Genomic DNA, 21,768 nt, shown 5'->3' with positions numbered 1-21,768 from the left:
GCTACTGGGATGAATTTTGCGCAGCCTCTGGGAACGCAGCATGCAAGTAAAATTTATACCAGTAGCGCGTTTAAATCCATAACAGTTTTACATTCAGCTAACTATACAGTTAAGTCATTGTGATTAAGCGATCACAGTGGACGAGGTGCACAAACAAATTTTATGGCACCTCGTTTTACTTTTAGACAGGGCTAAATACTCAAATTTATGCCACTTTTTGCGCTGGTTTTAAGCCATCTTCGGCATGTTGTTCCGCAGTATCAAATTCCACACCGTAGTTTTTTGGTAGGATCATATCAAGCGTGATTGCCACAATACCGGACATCGTCACCGCCGAGCCAAAGATGTTTTGGAAAAATTGCGGCGTCTGTGAGAGTACATCAGGAACGAATGCAATACCCGTTGCTAATCCTAAGGATGTGGCGATAATCAAGACATTACGATGGGTAAAATCCACGGTGGATAGTATACGAATACCCGCAGTTGCGACAGTGGCAAACATCAGTAGCGTGACCCCGCCCACGACAGGCTTGGGCAGCTGCGTAAAAATTGCACCGAGGATAGGAAATAGACCCATCAGGCACAAGATACCACCAACATAAAAGCCGACATAACGACTGGCAATACCTGTCATTTGAATCACGCCATTATTTTGGCTAAAAGTCGTCACAGGAAAGGTATTAAACACGGCCGCAATCAGCGAGTTGACACCATCACCCAGCACACCACCTTTGATACGCTTCTCATAGAGTGGGCCTTTGATCGGTTCGCCTGAAATCATAGAGGTAGCGGTCAAATCACCCGAGGTCTCAATACTGGTAATAATGTACATAAAGGCAATGGGAATAAATGCCTGCCAATCAAAACCAAAACCATATTTGAAGGGAATGGGAACGGTGAAAAAATCCGCTTCAGACACCAATGAAAAATCAATGCGCCCCATAAATACGGCAGCGAGCAAGCCTAACATCAGACCGATAAAGATAGCACTTGAGCGAATAACCTTATTGTTAATAATGCTAATGAGCACCACACTGACGAGTACGCCACCACCTAAGAGTAGGTTTGGAATACTACCGAAATCCTCAGCACCAAACCCACCTGCCAAATCAGTGAGACCTACCTTTGTTAGGGACAAACCAATCGTGACAATCACACAGCCAGTAACAATAGGGCTCATAAATGATTTGAGTTTGGTGATAAATTGACTCAAAAATATCTCAACAAATGCACCGAGAAACGACACACCAAAGATAACGGATAAAATCTCTTCAGGACTACCACCGCGGTTTTTTACTACAAATCCTGCTGTCAATACTGCCGCCAAAAAACCAAAACTGGTGCCTTGTAATGCCATAAGGCCAGAGCCAATTGGCCCTACTTTTCGCGTTTGAATAAAAGTCGCTACCCCAGATACGATCAACGACATGCTAAGAAGATAGGGGATATGCTCTCCTAAACCTAAGGTGCCACCGATAATTAATGAAGGGGTAATAATACCAACGAAAGCAGCAAGTACGTGCTGTATGGCACCTAAGAATGCTTTGATAGGGTTGGGGCGGTCGTGCAGTCTATATAATAAATCAGTATTTGCTGGAACGTTTTCACTCATGGTGGTTTCCTCCTAGAATAACTGCTTAGCACCCAATTAGCTGTATATATCAGACAACGTAACAAATCATTAGATAAAAATTAAAATCCAATCCTTAACCTGTTTTTTATCGATTCAAATAATAGGGGTAAGTTCCCGACCTTAAAATAGACAACAGCAATAGTTTATATTTGTTGGCCAATATCTAAATAACCTGACCAATTAGTCAGACCTATTTAGGATATAGGTAAAATGAAAGTTAATGCAATGTTTTTTTTGGTACTAACCGGTTTACGGGTTTATTACTAATAAAAAATAAAAATGAGTTCGAATGAAGGGTGCCTAAGAAGAGTGCATAAGAAGAGTGCATAAGACGGCGGGCAGGTTTTACTAAGTAGGTTTTATTACTTTTCTTCTAGCAGCTTATGACACAAAAAAGCCTTAATCATATTCATTATGATTAAGGCTTTTTGTATGAGTAAATTCTAACGTTGTGATTCAGTTGCCTAAGTTGCCTAAATTACTTTGGACTTGATGACCATACGGGTGAGCGGATGATGCCTTGTCCTGATTTACCGAACGCTTCGCCACCATTCAATGATTTAATCGTTAGTACACCTTTGCCGCCTTGGGTTGACGCATAGACCACGCGCTTGCCATTGGGTGAGAAGCTTGGGGCTTCATCGATACCCGTATTACCAAGGTTGGTCGTCACCGCACCATTGCTATTCATAATCGCGGCTGAGCGTCCACTTAAAAAGGCGATTTGTGTTCCGTCGCTGCTAAACTGCGGGCTAGTCGCATAGCCACCATTTGATACTTTGGTTGTGCGTCCCGAGCCAAATTCATAACGATAGACTTGTGGTTTATTGAATCCAGTTTTGTCACTGACAAATACAAATGACTTGCCATCAGGAGCGTAGCTTGGCTGCACCTCACTGCTTGGCAAATTAGTGAGGCGTCTAGGTGTACCGCCGCTTGCGCTTATCTCATAGATATCGGCGCTACCCTCAAAGCTACTAGAAAATAGGATTTTGCTGCCATCAGGAGAGAATGACGGACTCAAGTTACTACCAGAAAAAGGCGTTAGCACACTGGCGCCGCCGCCACTGACGTTTTGAATGTAGATGACGGGATATGATTTTTCACGTTGTACCGAGTAGGCAATGCGATTGCCGTCAGGTGACCATGCTGGTGAGAAGATAGACCCAGCTACCTCAGTGATGGTTTTGGCGTTTTCACCATCAGCATCCATCACTTTTAGACGAGAGACTTTTTGTTTGCCAGTGCCTGTTTCTTCTATATAAGCAATACGCCCTGAGAAATCCCCTGGAATGCCCGTAATCAGCTCATAGACTTTATCTGCGATGACGTGAGCCGCGTAGCGCATGCTTTCTCTGTTATTGTCAGCGGTTAGGCTTTGCTTGCCTTCTATCACGCGACCAGATTTGACATCGATGACCTCGTAATCGGTGACGATTTTGCCGCGATTGGTACGAGTGCTGCCGACGACCAAATAAGGTATGCCCATACTTTGCCATACTGGCAGTGTGCCTGCCAGCTCGCTACTGCTGCGTGGCTGCTGCGGTAGGTTTTGGCTGGTGACTTTTAGTTCTGTATTATTCAAATCATTTAAAATAATAGGGGACAAAACAGAATCGCCTGCGAATGGTACAAACGCGACTTGGTTTTGTTGGACAGGAATCTCATAGTCCAATTCTAATACGACAGGGGCTGCGAGCACGTTTTGCGAGATAAGTAATGCTGAACTACCCGCAAGTAAAGAGGCTAGTAGTTTTTTATGAGTATACATGGGTCAATGGCGCTCCTAAAATTAATATGATAGTCATTTTTATAGTCGATGAGGCAAGTATTTAGATGAAAAAACGATGCGATAAAAGCCGCTTAACATCACGTTATCAATAATACAAGACGCTAGCAACTGATTAATTGCTACCTTTAAACTGTATAGTAAAGGTAGGATATTTAGGGTCATCAGCATCGATTGGTAGGCTACCTGTGTTGAGCACTGCTTGTCTGGCAGCTTCATTGACGACGCTATCAGGACCAGATGCGGTGACATTGACCACGTCACCATTGGCATTAACGGTGATGGTTAAGGTGGCACGCTGGGTAGAGCCTTTCGCTGCAGTAGGCGGCGTATAGTTGCGCTTGATTAGATTGATGATTTCACTATTGCTGGCACCGCGACTACCACTTGAGGCAGAGCGACTACTACCTTTAGAAGTGCTAGAGGTTGAGGTGTCGCCGGAGATGGTTGATTGACCATCTGAGAGACTAAAGGTTCGGCCTGCATTGCCAGAGCCATCTGTATCAATCTCTATATTACGATCGGTGGCAGTTGGGCGTCTGATCTTGGGTGGGTTGTTTTGCTTTTGACGAAAATCTCCGAGCCTTTTTTGCTCTTCGATCATCTGCTCTCTTTTGTCTTGCTCTACTTGATCAAGCTCCTCTATCGCGGATTCGTCTAGCTGCGCTGCCCACTCAGCCATTCTGCGCTCATATTCTTGGTTTTGCTCGCGCAGGCGTTGATGTTGCTCTTCACTCATAAGCATGGGTTGACTGGCAGGCTCGTCAGATCGCGTAAACACAGGGACACGCTGAGAGTTCGGCTGGCTTGGATTTTGAGCGCTTGAGCTGCTACTACTTGAGGTTTCTTGTTGAGCGCTACTGGCTGAATCGCTGGTGCTGCTGTCCATTTGCATGGCGCTGGCTGCTGCACGATTGGCCAATATCTGTCCTTGCATCTCAGCGAGCTGCTCAGGAGATACCATGACCGTCTCGATGCTACCAGCAGTCTCAACCTCAGTGGACTGATAGTTATAAATCAGTATGCCGATTATAAGACCATGTGCTAGCAAACTGAGTAACGTAGGCAGTGTTAGCCCGTTGCCTTCAGGTTCGGTGGGGACATAGACGGCAGGCGCATTATGCATGGTATGGATACTCATGAACGTGGTTTATCGGATTGGCTGCTATGATGTGACATACCTATATAGAAGGTATAGCTATTGGAGTGATGGCGTCGGTAAAGGCGCACCAGTCAATAACCCTACTTTTTCAATACCTGCCTGCTGCAAAGTTGCCATGAGCGTCATGATAGCGCCATATTGGTTATTTTGATCAGCATTAATCATCACTTGCAATGGCTCAGTGTTGGTATTACCGCTCTGAGACTGTAAGTTGGATAAAGTGTTAATTAGCTCAGGCTCACTAATAGGCAAGTCGATATTATTTTCATAACTGATAAAAATCTCACCCTTGTCAGTCAATGAGACAATGACGGGCAACTGGCTCTGACTCATAGTATTGGTTTGCTCTTTTGGCAAATCAACATCGACACCCGTAATGAGCATGGGTGCGGTCACCATAAATATCACCAATAGCACCAGCATAACGTCGATGTAGGGAACGACATTCATCTCTGCATTCAGCGCTTTTTTCTCACGGCGATAGGGGTTTGGTTTCATAGCCCATTCACCTGAGTGGCACTCACTTGCGTCTCTCTAGCAACGGGGATTTGCACACTGGTCTCGCGCTGTAGCATGCCTGTCATCTCGTCACAGAACAGTGCTCGTGAATCATAAAGACGGCTAGATTTTGCCGTAAAATGATTGTATGCCAATACAGCAGGAATAGCGGCAAACAAGCCCATGGCTGTCGCAATCAGCGCCTCAGCAATACCAGGCGCGACAGAGGCTAGGGTGGCTTGCTCGGTTTGCGACAGTCCCAAAAACGCGTTCATGATGCCCCAAACGGTTCCAAACAGTCCAATGTAAGGAGCCACCGAGCCGATACTCGCTAGCGTCGTCAGTCCTGACTCGAGTAATTGCTGCTGACGGCCCAAGCCGACGCGCAGTTTACGTTCAACACCGTCGATGATGTCATCTTTAGGTTGACGCTTTTTATGCATTCTTAGGTACTCTGAAAATCCCACATAAAAAATCTGCTCAAGTCCTTGGCGATCAGGTGAGCCTTGTACGCCTTGATACAGCTTTGCTAAATCTTCGCCTGACCAAAACCAAGTCTCAAATTGTTGATCAAAGTTTTTGGCTGTACCGAGCCGCGCACTCATACGGAAAATAATGACCCAACTGAACAAAGAGGCTAATAGCAATAACGCCATCACAATCTGTACCAATAGACTGGCTTGGGTAATAAGATCAATAATATTTAATGATTCAGGCATGTAATGGACTCACGGATAATTGACAACAGCTGGTTTAAATAAAGACATCCAAACCAAACGAACCCTAAAAATAATAAGCATACTTTATCGTTGAATCTTAAGCGCAGTAAAGATCTCGGCAATCGGGTTTAGTAAGAGACTATTTGAGACCACGCTCAACCACTGAGACATCAACATAATAGCCTGTTAGTTTACTTCTAAATGAAAGAAACGTCATTATTAATGTGTTAACCAGACAAAAAGTACGATACATCAAATATTTTAAAAATATAGTGGCAACTCATTACTAATATACATAAATGATTTGAGCTAGAGACTATAAGAAAAATCAAATTTGTATAGACTTTTTATAGTTATAAAAGTGGTGTTTCTAATTGCTTTTTTATACGAGTTAGACATTATCAGCGATTGAGTTTGTAAGACAACTCGTCTAATATGTTACGCTTTGTTACTACATTATTCTTACTGCGGCATCGCCATTTTGCTGAGGTCATGTTTAGTTTTAGGTAGTGGTGACTTTTTATTAGCCAGTCGGGGGCGAACACTTATGAATGCAATTGAACGCTATTTTGGGATTAATGGTGACAATACCACGATCAAAACAGAAATCGTCGCTGGTATAACCACGTTTTTAACGATGGCTTATATTATCTTTGTTAACCCTAATGTCTTAGCCGATGCAGGTATGGACAAAGGGGCCGTATTTGTCGCAACCTGTGTGGCCGCAGCAGTCGGTTGTTTCATCATGGGTATCTATGCCCGACTACCAGTGGCATTAGCGCCAGGCATGGGATTGAACGCTTTCTTCACCTATGGCGTGGTCTTAGGTATGGGGTATGCATGGCAAACCGCGCTGGGTGCGGTGTTTTTGTCAGGTTGTATCTTTGTTCTATTAAGCCTCTTTAAGATTCGTGAGGCCATCATCAATGCGATTCCAAACTCTCTCAAAAACGGCGTAGTCGCTGGTATTGGTGCATTCTTGGCTTTTATTGCTTTGCAGAGTGCAGGTATCATCGTCAATCATGATGCGACCTTGGTTGCTCTTGGTGATATGACGTCATTTGGTCCTGTATTGGCATCTCTAGGTTTTGTCGTCATTATTGGTCTGTCTTATAAAAGAGTCCCAGGTGCGGTAACCATTGGTATTTTGCTGGTTGCTCTGATTAGTTTGCTAATGGGCTATACACAGTTTACCGGTATCATATCTGCACCGCCTTCTATCGCGCCGACACTGATGCAGCTCGATATCGCTGGCGCATTTGATGTTGGTATGATCAGTGTGATCTTCGCTTTCTTATTTGTGGACTTATTTGATACTGCAGGTACGCTAATTGCGACCACTAGCCAAGCCAAGTTGACTGACAAAGATGGCAATATTCCTAATATGGGCAAGGCGCTATTAGCAGACTCAACAGCGACAGTTGCAGGCTCTTTACTTGGTACGTCATCGACAACCAGTTATATCGAAAGTATCTCTGGTATTGCCTCAGGTGGCCGTACAGGATTGATGGCAGTCACTGTTGGTGTGTTATTTTTACTAAGCATTTTCTTTTCTCCATTAGCCGGTATGATCCCAGCCTACGCGACGGCCGGTGCCATATTTTATGTTGCCGTACTGATGATGGGCACCCTAAAAGACATCGACTGGAGCGACTTAACAGAAGCGGCGCCTGTTGTAGTTGTATTGCTGTTCACGCCGCTGACATACTCTATCGCTGATGGCATCGCACTTGGTTTCATTACCTTTACGGCGGTCAAAGCAATCGCTGGCAAGTTCGCTGATATCAGCATTGCTGTATGGCTTTTGACTCTTGTGCTATTGGTTAAAATTATCTTCTTATAAGGCGTATTGCGCTAGGTATGAGACCTAATAATATAACCCTCTTTATCACTTGATGGTAAAGAGGGTTTTTATTATTTGGAGATGGTACTTAGCTTACTAGTGAGCCCAAAATTGGTACGATTAAAACCCAAAATTTTGGTAATAATTAATCAGTAATAGTAAACTAAAAAATATAACCAAAGCGTCATGACTGAAAAATTGCTTGTAAATATTTGTTTTTTAAAGAAAAATTTATTTTTAAAAATAAAAAAAAGCGTTAGTTTGAATTTTTTTTTCATGATATTATAGCCGAGTTAAGCGCATCACCTCAATCAACGCCGTAGAGGTTTTTCTTACAGTGAATTTGCACATTTAAGATGGTATGTTTGGGCTTGTTTAAGTGATTTTTTATCACTTCATTCAAGCGATATTTGTCCATCACACTCCTTTCACTACTAACAAGAAGAAGGCACTAATGCCGCTTAATTTTTCGTTGTTGCCTTTGTATTGTTAACGTAGCCCGTTTAACAGTGGAACGACCTACTTAACCATCTCCAGCATGTGCTGGATTTTATAGTTTTGTGATGGCGCCGTTTGGTCTTTTGATTATTGCTGTGAATATCCCTCCATAACCTCTATTTTGATAGCGGTTACGAGCAGTTATGCAGGACGATCAGACTTCCTAAAGCACCATTTATTATGGTTTTTAAACGATAGTTATGGAGTTGTTATGAACCCAGTAGACCAGTTTACCCCGCAAGAGCCGATTTTGTTCAATCCTGTTGACATGCTGTCGCCAGAGTATCTTGCCCAGCCAATAGAAGAGTTATATAAGCGTATTTCGCCACTATATAGCGTTGATGAACAGCGTTGGTTGGCTGATTTATTGCCACTTGCCAAGCCTAGTGCAGAGGAGCGTGATGCTGCCGCTGAGCAGACACGCAAGCTGGTTGAGCATGTGCGTAACGATGGCAAAGCCGTCAAGATGGTTGACTCATTATTGCTTGAGTATAGCCTTGATACCCAAGAAGGTATCTTGCTCATGAGCTTGGCAGAAGCGTTGATTCGAGTGCCGGATAATTATACTGCTGATGCATTGATTCATGACAAAATGAGTGTGGCAGATTGGAAAAAGCACATCAAAAATGACAATGGTTTCATGGTTAATGCCTCTACTTGGGGCATGATGATGACAGGCCGTGTCGTCAGTATTGATAGCAGCACTACTGCATCAGGTTTCTTGGATCGCATGACCAAAAAGATGGGTGAGCCTGTCATTCGTAGTGCCATGCAAAAAGCCATGCGCATCATGGGCCATCAGTTTGTATTGGGCGAAACCATCGAAGACGCCAATAAAAACAGCCAGCCATATCGTAATAAAGGTTATACCTATTCATTCGATATGCTAGGTGAAGCGGCTATCACGCATAGAGATGCTGAAAAATACTTCAATGACTACTTGCATGCGATCAAAGCGACGGCCAACGTCAAAGTCAAAGAAGGTATGCCTAAGCCATCAGTATCTATCAAATTGTCTGCGCTGCATCCTCGCTATGAAGCGACACAAGAAGCTCAGGTCATGGGTCTATTGCGTCAACGCTGCTTGCTCCTTATTGAAGCGGCACGCGAGGTCAATGTTGATCTTAGTATTGATGCCGAAGAAGCGGATCGTCTTGAGATTTCTTTAAAACTGTTTGAGTCTCTATACCGTGATAACTCAACAGCTGGTTGGGATGGCCTAGGTATCGTTGTACAAGGTTATTCTAAACGTGCTATTGCTGTATTGGCTTGGCTTGCTCGTTTGTCTTCTGAAGTAGGCGATCGCATTCCAGTACGTCTGGTAAAAGGCGCTTATTGGGATACTGAGATCAAACTTGCTCAGCAAAAAGGTCTATCAGGCTATCCAGTTTGGACACGCAAAGAAGGTACAGATACCGCATATCTTGCCAGTGCGCGTTTCTTATTATCAGACCATCTGCGCGGTCTTATCTGGCCACAGTTTGCGACGCATAATGCGCATACACTGTCTTCAATCATGACCATGAGCACCCATAAAGAGTTTGAATTCCAGCGTTTGCACGGTATGGGTGATGCACTTTATGACCATATTTTGCAAGCTTATGAGATTCCTGTACGTATCTATGCACCAGTTGGCGCACACAAAGACTTGCTACCATATTTGGTACGTCGTTTGTTAGAGAACGGTGCCAACAGCTCGTTTGTCCATCAGTTATTAGACAAGTCGTATCCGATTGAAAAACTAACTGTGCATCCATATGACAAGCTACTTGCCAACCCAACCTTGCACAACCCAGATATCCCGCTACCACTAGAGATTTATGGTTCGCGCCGTGCAAGTTTTGGCCCTAACATATTTGTAGAGTCACAGTGGTTGCCGTTTAAAGCAGCTATTGATAGCCATATCAATAAAAAATGGTCAGCGACACCTATCATCAACGGCCAAGCAATTAATGAATATGAAGTAGATGGCGTCACCCATCAGCTTGATGCGCAGCCTGTACTTGCGCCTTGGAATCATGACGTAAGCGCTGGTGAAGTCAAATATGCCAATGCAGAATTGGCTCGTCAAGCAATTGATGTCGCTGTCGCTGGTCAAAGTACGTGGCAGAACGTGACAGTGGCCAAACGTGCAGCAATCTTGCGTAAAATCGCTGAGCTATTTGAAGAAAACTACGCTGAGCTAATGGCACTATGCCAAGTCGAAGCTGGTAAGACTATGCAAGACAGCATCGATGAAATCAAAGAAGCCGTTGATTTCTGTCGTTTTTACGCTGATGAAGCGGAGCGCCTAGACGATGTCGTGCATGAGTTTACAGATTTGTCTGGTAAGCAATCGCGTCAAGTTTATAAACCACGTGGCACTTTTGTGTGTATTAGCCCATGGAACTTCCCATTGGCTATCTATACGGGTCAAATCGTGGCGGCACTGGCAGCAGGTAATACGGTAGTCGCTAAGCCTGCTGAACAAACCAGCTTGATTGCTCATTTTGGTGCGCAACTCATGTATCAAGCGGGTGTACCAGCAGAAGCACTACAATTGGTGACAGGTGCCGGTGATGTGGGCGGAGCGCTAACGGCTGCTGATAACATAGCAGGTGTGATATTTACTGGCTCAACCCAAACTGCTCAGCGTATCAATCAAAGCTTGAATGATCATGCACAAGCGAGTGGCGAGTTGCCTGTATTTATCGCTGAGACTGGCGGTCAGAACGCGATGATTGTTGATTCAACAGCACTGCCAGAGCAAGTCGTTAAAGACGCTGTTCTATCTGCATTTGGTTCAGCAGGTCAGCGTTGTTCAGCTTGCCGTATACTATGTGTACAGGAAGAGATGGCTGATGATTTGATCGAGCTATTGCAAGGCAATATGGCTGAGCTTTCTGTTGGCAACCCACTATACGCTGCCACAGATGTAGGTCCAGTCATTGATGCTGATGCCAAAAATGGTTTAGAGGCGCATATCGCGCGTATGGATGCTGAGCCAACCGCTACTATCTTGGCTCAAACACCAATGAGCTCAAGCTCGGTTGTCAGCCAAGAAAACTCTACCTTTATATTGCCAACCGCAATCGAGGTAAGCAGTATTGATGTGATTGGTGGTGAGCATTTTGGTCCAATCCTGCACGTATTGCGCTATCAAGCACGTGATCTGAATAAGCTGATTGACGCTATCAACAACACAGGCTTTGGTTTGACGATGGGTATTCATAGCCGTATCGAAAAAACTGTTGAGCATATCGAGCGCCGTGCTTTTGTAGGTAACACTTATATCAACCGTAACCAAATCGGTGCGGTCGTAAACGTCCAGCCATTCGGTGGTTGTGGCCTGTCTGGTACTGGCCCGAAAGCAGGTGGCCCGCACTATGTTGCACGTCTGATGCAGCTTGAATCAGCATCAACAAGCAGCCAAACAAACAGCACTACCCAAACAACCACTCAAACAGAACTCGCATAAGGAGTAGCAACATGGCGACTGAATTCAAAAAAAATCATGCCCAGGTTTGTGAATCTTGGCGACTACTTGGCGCGGTCAATCGCGCAACGTACCTAGAGGCGGCAATTCCAAAGCTGTCTCTATTGACTGGTGATGCCAACAAAGCAAAGCGTCTGTTCAATCACCTATTGAGCGCGGCTCCTAGTTTGGATGAGACGCACCGTATGACTGGCGCAACTGGTGAGTCAAATGACTTATATGTGACTGGTCGTGGTAAGACAATGGTCATTGGTGAAGAGTCTGCCAGAGCAATGGCAGTGCTAGGGCAGCTGATAGCCGCATTATTGACTGGTAATGAAGTCATACTGCATTGCCCAAGCCAAGATGAGATGTGCAATGAAGCTGCTAAGATATTGTACGATACAGGTATAAGCGAAGATGTATTGAGTGTGGCTAATGACTCGCAAACCATCACGCTTTTATACATTGATCGTCTTGCCCAAGTGGCCGTTTCTGGTAACTACAGCGAAGTACAAGCCATCAGTCAAGAGCTTGCTAAGACAGACGGTATCTTGACGCAAGTGATCAGCGTCACTGATATGGAAGGCTTATCAGAAATGTTAACGCCTGATTATCTGCATCGTTTTGTTACTGAGCGTGTTAAGACGATTAACACCACAGCAATCGGTGGTAACGCGAGTTTGCTTGAGCTTGGTACAGAGTAATAGTATTAACGACCAACACGTTTGGTGTTTATAGTGGTTTTAATAAATACTAAGCGGCGTTTGATACATCATTATGAGTATTGAACGAGTAATTGTGTAATATGCATAAGAAAAAACCGCTATCTGAGTAATTATCAGATAGCGGTTTTTTTATTTGCGTGATTTAACTGAAAACAATGACGCGGTCTTATTCAGCCATTTCAATCCATATCCAGCCATTCTCTAACCATTCGCTTAAATCATCTGCATCGATATCCTTCACATCACTATATTGTAATGGCTCTCCATCAGCCAAACGTACCAACACTGCTATTGCTGCATCATCAAGTCCATCGAGACGCTGCCCATTGGCATACAGCACAATACCATTACCAGTTTTGTTATAGAGTAGGCGATTGCTATAATCTGCTTGCAATGTCGCACCCTCAGACAATGCCTGCATGAGCGCTTCAGTGTCCAGTGTTTCCTCTGGCATCAGCGCATCATATTGACGCTTACCAATCACTTCAGAGACTGCTTGACGAATCATATCATCACCGCGCTCAGATTGTAGCATCTCTAGCAATTGCGCTTTGATCGCAGCGATGCTGTCCGCTTGCAGTTCACCTGAGTTCTGTAGCGTTTGTGGCAGTAGCATAGGGATGAATAACTGACTGTCATTGGTTGCAATATCTGCCACACTGTCGATGATTTGCATTAAATTTGGACGACGACATCCAAACGAGAAAGTCAGACAGTCATCTTGTGCCACCCCAAAGTGCGATAATTTAGGCGGTACATAAAGCACATCACCCGCTTCTAGTATCTCATCAAAGATAAGCTCACCCATATCGTCAAACAAGCGAATAGGCTCATCAGCAACAAACTCTGTCTGCTCATCACAGAATTTGCCCAACTGCCAGCGCCGTGAACCATAGCCTTGTGCCAAAAATACATCGTAGTCGTCATAATGCTTACCGACCGACCCACCTGCTGGCGCGTAGGAAACCATAATATCGTCACGCTGCCACTGCGGAATAAAGTCAAAGGCTTGCCACAACTGACCGAGCTCTGGTGACCACTGTTCAAGGTTTTGTACCAATACGGTCCATTGCTCTGGTAGGTTTTCAAAATCAGTCTCGCTCAGTGGGCTTTTTTTGAGTTGCCACTGTGCCTGACCTTCTTTTTTACTGGCTGCTTGGGTTAGCAAGCGTGCGCTAGCATCTTCTTCAAGGGCAAGACCAATCATATCATCTGGCTCAAACATATCGATCAGCTGCGGTAAGCCTTGCTTGATAAGCAGTGGTTTCTTTTGCCAGTATTCAGCCAAAAACTGCTCAGGCGTAATAGAGTCGGGTAGACAAAGAGGAATAGAGGTCATGGGTAAATCCATATTGTAAATGCGTATGAGATTGATAGTAAGAGAGGCTTTATGGAAAGGTTTTAATCGTTTATGATGATCACCTATCTGATGGCTATCATCAGAACAGCCACTGAATCGTAGGAAAGTTATGAAAAAATTGCACTTTATCGTCATCATTGCTAGCGTGTTTTTGCTACAGGCCTGTGTCCATAAGATTGTCACCGTACCTGCCAAAATTGCTTATAAAACCACCAAAGGTGTGGTCAAAGGTACCGTCGCTGTCGGTAAAGCCATCATACCAGGCGACAGTGACGATGATAAAAAAGACGATTAATCACTTAATTAGATACCACTTGGTTTTGACGAGTTTCAAATAGCATAATACCTGCCGCAATTAGCCCACCGAGTAATGCTAAAGCCATATCTTTGTGGGCGTCCCATATATCACCCTGCTGACCGTTATACGCTTCAGCAGCTTCTGGTGATAACGTCATTGCAATGCTCCATTCGAGTAATTCGTAGAGCAGACTTGATGACATATTAATCATGAGAGCAAGTGCGATGAGTAGTTTGACAGATTGAACGTTAAAGATAGTCTTTGAGACATCTGCCATCGCATTGAACAGTAAAACCCCGTAGCTAAAATGGACAAGACGATCGTACATATTGCGCTGCCAGCCAAATAACTCATCTAAACGTATACCGAATAGTTGCTGCGTCCAGTCATTGTAGGGCACATAAGAGTATAGATAACGCGCACCGATAATATGAATGAGTAAAAATAGTGACGCGAGCACATAGGAGCGTGAGCTAACATAGCGATAGCGACAAGCACCTAGCATTAATGCCAAAAAAAGCAGCGTACCGAGCTGATGTAACAGGTAGCTCGACCACTCTAGAGGCTCAATGCTTGCCAGTACCATAACGATGAATACCGCAATTGTACTAGCAAGCACAGACTTATTATCCTGACGCATAGTGCTCGATGGCTGCTATTAATCGTTAAAATTACAGCTTGGCAATCCACTCTTTAATAGCGCGTGCTTGCTCAGCGGCATTACCGATATAAGTAGCAGGCGTCAATGCACGTAGGCGTTCTTTATCCGCATCGCTAACAGCCGATAGCTCATCGCTTTCAACAAAGGTTAGCATGGCTTCACGAGTCATGGCATTACCGCGAGTCAAGGCTTTTAGTTTTTCATACGGGTTTTCAACACGGTAGCGACGCATGACCGTTTGAATCGGTTCTGCCAACACTTCTTGCGCTTGATCCAAGTCATCATTTAAACGCTGCGCATTTAGCTCAAGTTTACCCACGCCTTTTAGGCAAGCATCAAAAGCAATCATGCTCTGTGCTAGACCAACACCGATATTACGCAACACCGTTGAATCCGATAGGTCACGCTGCATACGTGAAATCGGTAACTTCTCACCCAAATGTGCCAGCATCGCATTGGCAACGCCTAAGTTACCTTCAGAGTTTTCAAAGTCAATTGGATTAACTTTATGCGGCATGGTAGAAGAGCCAACTTCACCGTCTTTTAGGCGCTGTTTAAAATAGCCTAAGCTGATATATTGCCAAATATCACGGTTGAAATCGATCAAGATGGTATTGAAGCGCTTAACAGCATCAAACAACTCAGCGATATAGTCATGTGGCTCAATTTGAGTCGTATAAGGGTTAAAGGTTAGCTCTAGACGCTGATCGATAAATGCTTCAGCATGGCTCTGCCAGTCGACGTCAGGATACGCTGAAAAATGCGCATTATAGTTACCAACGGCGCCATTGATTTTACCTAACAGTTCTACTTGATTGATTTGCTTGATTTGGCGGGCTAGGCGGTAGGCCACGTTTGCCATCTCTTTACCCAATGTCGTTGGACTGGCTGTCTGACCATGTGTACGTGATAGCATTGGTTGATCAGCATGAGCAATCGCTAAGTCAACGATGCTATCAGTCACTTGCTGCATTTTGGCAACGACAAGCTTGCGGCTGTCTTTGAGCATCAATGCATACGATAGGTTATTGATATCTTCACTGGTACAGGCAAAGTGAATAAACTCAAGTGAATCAATCAAGGCATCCTGACCCCGGAACTTGTCCTTGATAAAGTACTCAACCGCTTTTACATCATGATTGGTCGTCGCTTCGATGTCTTTGATCGCTTGGGCATCGGCTTCGCTAAAATCATCAACGATTGCATTCAAAAAAGCGTTGGTCTGGTCATCAAATGCTGCTAATTCACCAATTGCGCTGTTGTCAGCTAAAGACTGCAACCAGCGAATCTCTACCGTAACGCGAGCTTTGATTAGACCAAATTCAGATAAATAAGGACGTAAGCTGTCAGCCTTTGATGCGTAACGACCATCAATTGGAGAGAGAGCGGTAAGTGGGGTCATGGTTGTGCCTCAGTAGTTATGAAATAAAAAACTGCAAGAGTCTAGATAAAAAATTACCATATAATAAACGACGTCGAAATCGTTGCGCGTAATATAGCAGAAATATGATATTAAAAAAGCGGTCTATGCAAATAAAGCGATGTTGACCCTCGTCAAAATAAATCTATTTACTGCATCAACATCTGTGCTTTAAGTTGGGTGTTAGGAAGCAATTAAAATCCACATGGTGCATCGATAGATTCAATCACGCCGCCGCCTAAACATACTTCATCGATATAAAATACCGCTGACTGACCAGGGGTGACAGCGCGCTGCGGCTCATCAAATACCACTCGAACCTCACTGCCATCAGCATTGGTCGCAAACACGCGGCACGCTTGATCAGGCTGGCGATAGCGAGACTTCTCCATACAGGCTAAGCCTTCGTCGCTAAACACATCCACAGGTGGTAAACCATCAATCCAATCGAGCTTATAGGCTTTTAGCTCGTTGCTCATTAGCATGGGATGTTCATGCCCTTGACCGACGATTAAACGATTTTTCTCTAAGTCTTTTGCCAATACAAACCACGGCTCCTCGGGACGGTCTTTGACACCGCCAATACCGATACCGCCGCGCTGACCTAAGGTGTAGTACATTAGCCCATCATGCTGACCGATAACATGCCCGTCGTCAGTGATGATATCGCCTTTTTGGGCAGGCAAGTACTGTTGTAGGAAATCTTTAAAACGGCGCTCACCAATAAAGCAAATACCCGTAGAGTCTTTTTTCTTAGCCGTCGCTAGGTCGTGCTCTTCAGCAATCTGACGTACCACTGGCTTTTCAAGCTCGCCAACTGGAAATAGCGTTTTAGCGATTTTGTCACCGCCAACCGCATGCAAGAAATAGCTTTGGTCTTTATTATTATCAAGACCGCGTAAGAGCTGTGCAACCTCGTCACCTTCGGCATTGATATAGTTCACACTGCGGCGCGTATAGTGACCGGTCGCGATATAATCTGCACCAAGCGTCAACGCATAGTCTAAAAACGCCTTAAACTTAATTTCTTTGTTGCACAAAATATCAGGGTTAGGGGTGCGGCCGGCTTTATATTCTGCCAAAAAGTGCTCGAATACGCGATCCCAATATTCCATAGCAAAGTTGGCCGTGTGCAGCTTCATGCCAATTTTGTCACATACGGCTTGCGCGTCTGCGAGGTCATCCATTGCTGTACAGTATTCGGTGCCGTCATCTTCTTCCCAGTTCTTCATAAACAGGCCTTCAACCTTGAAGCCTGCCTGCTGAAGTAATACGGCTGATACAGAAGAATCGACCCCACCTGACATACCGACGATCACATGCTTGGTGCTAGGATTTTCGACATCAGCAAGTGTTAAAGGGCGATGAGCATTAAAAGACTCAGAAACGGGTGTGCTTGAAGTATCTTGTATGGCTGACATAAAACGGCTCAACTATTTATACGTTATCCAAAGCAAACAGTGACGCCAAAAATTATGCATTTACTACAATACGTAGTGTCAGCAGAACAACGTCAGCTTGTCTTTTGGATCTGGTATTATGATAAAATAAACGTCATATTATACCAGTTAATTGAAACTGGTGGCGACCGATGGTGTCTGGCTACTCGTAAAACCACTTTGAAAATTCAGATAGTGGTTTTGAATTATTTTAATCACCTTTAACTCATCTTGGAATAATAATGATAAAAATTGGTCAAGGTATCGATGTTCATGCTTTTCATAATAATGGTCAGCAGCAACAATATGTCATTCTAGCGGGCGTGCCGATTGAGCATTCTCATAGTTTGCTCGCACACTCTGATGGGGATGTGGTCTTGCATGCATTGGCTGATGCGCTGCTGGGCGCACTTGCACTTGGCGATATTGGGCAGCATTTTCCTGATACCGATGCGGCACATGCTGGATTGGATTCAAGGATTTTGCTGCGTTATGTTTATAGTAAAGTGCAAGAGGCTGGTTATAGTCTAGGCAATGCTGATATTACGGTGATGTGTGAACGTCCAAAGCTGGCACCGCACAACAAAGCGATGCGCGCTAATATCGCGAGCGACTTACAAACGGATATTAGCAATATCAGTGTAAAAGCCACCACGACTGAAAAATTGGGATTTACGGGTCGTCAAGAAGGCATCATGGCCAATGCCGTGGTATTATTAGTCCCTAATACTGTTGAACCTACATAGATCGAAATTCGTGCTTGTAATACAGCGGCAGTCGCCCCATGTATCAGCCACGTCTTTACACAATTATTTTTATATAAATAATCATTTTAATGAACCGCTTTATCAATAGGAGCTTTTATGAGTGAGCAAACCCCAAATACTGCTGCAAACGACGTTGAACAATTGATCCGTGATCAAATCCGTGACAATAAAGTCATTATCTACATGAAAGGCACACCGCAATTTCCACAGTGTGGTTTTTCAGCGCGCTCTATTGAAGTGTTGACTCAGATTGGTCGTCCATTTGCGTTTGTAAACATTTTAGAAAACCCAGAAATCCGTGCAACGTTGCCAAAAATTGCGAACTGGCCAACGTTCCCGCAATTATGGATTGATGGCGAGTTGATGGGCGGATCAGACATCATCTTGCAAATGTATCAATCAGGCGAGCTAAAGCCATTGGTTGAAGCAAACAGCCCTGCTGCTTAATACTTAAAAGTGTGAATTGGATGTCTTTAATGTCCAATTAGTCTTTGTAAGATACGAGCACAGCAAACCCAAGTAGTCATTAATGACTATTTGGGTTTTTTTATTATTGCTATTAGTGTCACTAATACTCTATCTATTCTTGTCCCTACTAGTATTTCCACGCGCCTATGTCATTAGGCTTCGTTGTTTTTATGGGATTTACCCCCATATAGTGTCCAAGATACCAGCGATATAAATAATAATTATCAGATAATTAAGAGAGCTTTATGAATAACCAAACCAGTGAACAGTTAAATGAGCAGAGAGAAGCGGCTGAGCAGGCGGCGATTGAAAAGCGTCGTGAGCGTTTAAAAAACGAATCTACGCGGATTATTGAGATTGCTAATAATGAATCATACTCAGCACTGAAGTGTATTCATCAGCTTAGTGTGGCGGGCGGTGCAACTGAAGCGACGTATATCGCTATTGAACAGCGCATTGTTGTGGACCAAGATCCAGCAGGTGCTTATCACTTGGCATTGTTGGCTCAAAACACGCCAGATTTGCCAATCGATGCTCGTCAGCTTATCGAATTAGTCGTTAATAAAGGTGATAATCATCAGCGCTTGGCCTTGCTCAAAAACTTACCATTACCGCCAGTTGAGCTCATCAAAGCGCAGATTTTAGCGAGTGATGATGGTGAGGCGATTGGTCAAATGAATGCCTATCTACAGATAAACCCAGAAGGGTATGGTAGCCATCATATGCTGTCTAGCGGTCAATCGGATCGGATCGTACCCTTGAGCCGTGGAAACAGTAATGACTAAGAGATCATTACGAACTCAAAAGCTAACAACCAAAGTGATGCTGGCGTAAGTATCTTTGCGCTTAATTATAATAGTTTTTATCCTAGCGTTTTTTAAGCGTGAAAAAATTGTTATAATGATGGGTTATTCAACCAATTATGAACGACTTATCTGAGTCGTTATCTTTTTTATAAATACGACTGACGTTTATTTGCTGATGGTTTTCTTATTTGAACACAAGATACGTCAATCAGCAGCGTTATGAGTCAAGTGAGGCACACATGCAATACCCAAAACATTACGACGTGATAGTAATCGGCGGTGGTCATGCTGGTACAGAAGCTGCTCTGGCGGCGGCACGTATGGGCGCTCAGACCTTATTGTTGACCCATAATATCGAGACTCTTGGTCAGATGAGCTGTAATCCCGCGATTGGCGGTATCGGTAAATCGCATTTAGTGCGTGAGATTGACGCGTTAGGCGGCGCGATGGCGCTAGCAACGGACAAAGCAGGTATCCAGTTTCGTGTACTAAACAGCCGTAAAGGCGCTGCTGTGCGTGCCACACGTGCGCAAGCAGACCGTATCTTGTATAAAGCGGCTATTCGTCATACGTTAGAGAATCAACCAAACCTAGATATATTTCAGCAAGCCGCTGATGATATCTTAGTAGAGAATGGCCGTGCGACAGCTGTTGTGACTTCTACAGGTATTGTCTTTAAGACCGAAACAGTCGTATTAACCTCAGGGACTTTCTTGGGCGGCGTCATTCATATTGGTCTAGAAAACTCAAATGGTGGCCGTGCAGGGGATCAGCCTTCTATTAAGCTTGCAGATCGTTTGCGTGAGCTTAAGCTACCAGTCGGTCGCCTAAAAACAGGTACGCCAGCACGTATCGACGCCCGTAGCGTTGATTTTAGCGTGATGACGGTACAGCCAGGTGATACGCCGCTGCCTGTGATGAGCTATATGGGTGATGTTTCTATGCATCCTGAGCAGGTCAACTGCTATATCACACATACCAATGCGCGTACTCACGATATCATCCGTGAAAATCTTGATCGCTCACCGATGTTCTCTGGCAAAATCGAAGGCGTAGGCCCGCGTTATTGTCCATCTATCGAAGATAAAATTCATCGTTTTGCAGATAAAGATAGCCATCAGATCTTTATTGAGCCAGAAGGTTTGACCACGCATGAGCTGTATCCAAATGGTATCTCAACGAGCTTGCCATTTGATGTGCAGTTAGACTTCATTCACAGTATGAAAGGCTTAGAGAAAGCGCATATTACTCGTCCAGGCTATGCCATCGAGTATGATTATTTTGATCCGCAAAATCTCAAGCCCACGCTTGAGACTAAATCGATTGATCGTCTGTACTTTGCCGGTCAAATTAATGGTACGACAGGCTACGAAGAAGCGGGCGTGCAGGGTTTGCTAGCAGGGACCAATGCCGCATTGGTCACTACTAACAATAGCGAGTTTGACACGTGGACCCCGCGCCGTGATGAAGCGTATCTTGGCGTACTTGTGGATGATTTGATCACCCATGGTACGACCGAGCCTTATCGTATGTTTACGAGCCGCGCAGAATATCGTTTATTGCTACGTGAAGACAATGCCGATCAGCGCTTGACAGAGACGGGTCGTAAATTAGGACTGGTAGATGATGTGCGCTGGCAAGCATATCAAGAAAAAATGGAGGCGATCTCGACAGAGACGTCACGCCTAAAAGACATGTGGGCCACGCCGACAAATACCTTGGGTCAGAAACTATCTGAGCAGACAGGTGAGGTACTCTCTAAAGAATCGACTGCCTTTGATTTGCTAAAGCGTCCGCAGATACGTTTTGCTGATATCGCGGCTATTACTGACTCAACCGTTGATGCGCAAGTAGGAGAGCAGATCGAGATTTCTGTCAAATATGCCGGCTATATCGATCGTCAGCAAGAAGATATTGATCAAATGAAGCGCTTAGAAAACACGGCGCTACCGCTAGATTTTGATTATAGTGTAGTATCAGGGCTATCAAACGAGATTGTACAAAAACTCACGCAAGTTCGTCCTGCGACGCTTGCTCAAGCTGGACGTGTCAGCGGTGTCACACCTGCGGCCATACAGTTATTGGCGATGACGGTCAAAAAACATAAAAAAGCAAAGGCTGCGCTTGACTCGTAACGGTAGTATGCTAAAGCCTTTTATAACAAAGCATCCATGATATAAAAAGCCCGTAATAATATTTGGGGCTGTCCTAGATAAATAAAATTA

General features: G+C 44.4%; 17 protein-coding genes. 8 read left to right on the top strand and 9 right to left on the bottom strand.

What is annotated here, in order from left to right; all coding sequences use genetic code 11:
• Window positions 1–205 precede the first annotated feature (205 nt).
• The 5 genes from AS194_RS09855 to tolQ all read right to left on the bottom strand — a co-directional run bounded on the left by AS194_RS09855 (window position 206) and on the right by tolQ (window position 5,801).
• Window positions 206–1,612, bottom strand: coding sequence for a nucleobase:cation symporter-2 family protein (locus AS194_RS09855; protein WP_058025346.1), 1,407 nt, complete (start codon window positions 1,610–1,612; stop codon window positions 206–208).
• Window positions 1,613–2,111: 499 nt separating this feature from the next.
• Window positions 2,112–3,404: a PD40 domain-containing protein gene (locus AS194_RS09850; RefSeq protein WP_058025345.1), complete on the bottom strand. Its 1,293-nt coding sequence runs from the start codon at window positions 3,402–3,404 to the stop codon at window positions 2,112–2,114.
• 133 nt (window positions 3,405–3,537) lie between these two features.
• Window positions 3,538–4,563 (bottom strand): cell envelope integrity protein TolA, encoded by a 1,026-nt coding sequence (locus tag AS194_RS09845; protein WP_227511629.1) that lies wholly within the window; start codon window positions 4,561–4,563, stop codon window positions 3,538–3,540.
• 57 nt (window positions 4,564–4,620) lie between these two features.
• Entirely contained in the window at window positions 4,621–5,082 is a 462-nt protein-coding gene (tolR, locus tag AS194_RS09840) for a protein TolR (protein WP_058025343.1), read from the bottom strand.
• Entirely contained in the window at window positions 5,079–5,801 is a 723-nt protein-coding gene (gene tolQ, locus AS194_RS09835) for a protein TolQ (protein WP_058025342.1), read from the bottom strand. The genes tolR and tolQ overlap by 4 nt, the downstream gene beginning before the upstream one ends.
• 547 nt (window positions 5,802–6,348) lie before the next feature.
• On the opposite strand from tolQ, the gene AS194_RS09830 reads away from it, so the two are divergent.
• The 3 genes from AS194_RS09830 (at window position 6,349) to AS194_RS09820 (ending at window position 12,303) form a co-directional block, all read left to right on the top strand.
• The gene (locus AS194_RS09830; RefSeq protein ID WP_058025341.1) at window positions 6,349–7,644 is read left to right on the top strand and encodes an NCS2 family permease; all 1,296 of its coding nucleotides are present in this window, start codon (window positions 6,349–6,351) and stop codon (window positions 7,642–7,644) included.
• A gap of 709 nt (window positions 7,645–8,353) precedes the next feature.
• On the top strand, window positions 8,354–11,599 hold the full coding sequence (gene putA / locus AS194_RS09825; protein WP_058025340.1) for a bifunctional proline dehydrogenase/L-glutamate gamma-semialdehyde dehydrogenase PutA: 3,246 nt from the start codon (window positions 8,354–8,356) through the stop codon (window positions 11,597–11,599).
• Between the two features lie 11 nt (window positions 11,600–11,610).
• Window positions 11,611–12,303, top strand: coding sequence for a hypothetical protein (locus AS194_RS09820; RefSeq protein WP_058025339.1), 693 nt, complete (start codon window positions 11,611–11,613; stop codon window positions 12,301–12,303).
• A gap of 187 nt (window positions 12,304–12,490) precedes the next feature.
• On the opposite strand, the gene AS194_RS09815 is transcribed toward AS194_RS09820, so the two are convergent.
• Window positions 12,491–13,663, bottom strand: a complete 1,173-nt coding sequence (locus AS194_RS09815) for a cupin domain-containing protein (protein ID WP_058025338.1) — start codon at window positions 13,661–13,663, stop codon at window positions 12,491–12,493.
• A gap of 130 nt (window positions 13,664–13,793) precedes the next feature.
• Between AS194_RS09815 and AS194_RS09810 the strand changes: the two genes are divergently transcribed.
• Window positions 13,794–13,979 (top strand): NF038104 family lipoprotein, encoded by a 186-nt coding sequence (locus AS194_RS09810; RefSeq protein ID WP_058025337.1) that lies wholly within the window; start codon window positions 13,794–13,796, stop codon window positions 13,977–13,979.
• 4 nt (window positions 13,980–13,983) lie between these two features.
• On the opposite strand, the gene AS194_RS09805 is transcribed toward AS194_RS09810, so the two are convergent.
• The 3 genes from AS194_RS09805 to mnmA form a co-directional block, all read right to left on the bottom strand.
• The gene (locus AS194_RS09805; protein ID WP_058025336.1) at window positions 13,984–14,622 is read right to left on the bottom strand and encodes a DUF2238 domain-containing protein; all 639 of its coding nucleotides are present in this window, start codon (window positions 14,620–14,622) and stop codon (window positions 13,984–13,986) included.
• Between the two features lie 31 nt (window positions 14,623–14,653).
• Complete coding sequence (gene purB, locus AS194_RS09800; RefSeq protein WP_058025335.1) at window positions 14,654–16,045, bottom strand: adenylosuccinate lyase; 1,392 nt, start codon at window positions 16,043–16,045, stop codon at window positions 14,654–14,656.
• A gap of 212 nt (window positions 16,046–16,257) precedes the next feature.
• Window positions 16,258–17,370 (bottom strand): tRNA 2-thiouridine(34) synthase MnmA, encoded by a 1,113-nt coding sequence (gene mnmA, locus AS194_RS09795; protein ID WP_413771714.1) that lies wholly within the window; start codon window positions 17,368–17,370, stop codon window positions 16,258–16,260.
• A 374-nt stretch (window positions 17,371–17,744) separates the two neighbouring features.
• Here mnmA and ispF point away from each other — a divergent pair, with 374 nt between their 5' ends.
• The 4 genes from ispF (at window position 17,745) to mnmG (ending at window position 21,678) form a co-directional block, all read left to right on the top strand.
• A complete protein-coding gene (gene ispF, locus AS194_RS09790) occupies window positions 17,745–18,248 on the top strand; it encodes a 2-C-methyl-D-erythritol 2,4-cyclodiphosphate synthase (RefSeq protein WP_058025333.1) in 504 nt (167 codons plus the stop codon).
• 117 nt (window positions 18,249–18,365) lie between these two features.
• A complete protein-coding gene (grxD, locus tag AS194_RS09785; protein WP_057759647.1) occupies window positions 18,366–18,716 on the top strand; it encodes a Grx4 family monothiol glutaredoxin in 351 nt (116 codons plus the stop codon).
• A 266-nt stretch (window positions 18,717–18,982) separates the two neighbouring features.
• Window positions 18,983–19,522, top strand: a complete 540-nt coding sequence (locus AS194_RS09780; protein WP_058025332.1) for a hypothetical protein — start codon at window positions 18,983–18,985, stop codon at window positions 19,520–19,522.
• 260 nt (window positions 19,523–19,782) lie between these two features.
• Window positions 19,783–21,678, top strand: coding sequence for a tRNA uridine-5-carboxymethylaminomethyl(34) synthesis enzyme MnmG (mnmG, locus tag AS194_RS09775; RefSeq protein ID WP_058025331.1), 1,896 nt, complete (start codon window positions 19,783–19,785; stop codon window positions 21,676–21,678).
• Window positions 21,679–21,768 lie beyond the last annotated feature (90 nt).

Origin of the sequence: Psychrobacter piscatorii (assembly GCF_001444505.1) — a bacterium.
Taxonomy (GTDB): Bacteria; Pseudomonadota; Gammaproteobacteria; order Pseudomonadales; family Moraxellaceae; genus Psychrobacter; species Psychrobacter piscatorii_B.
This window is presented reverse-complemented; position numbering and strand designations above follow the sequence as displayed.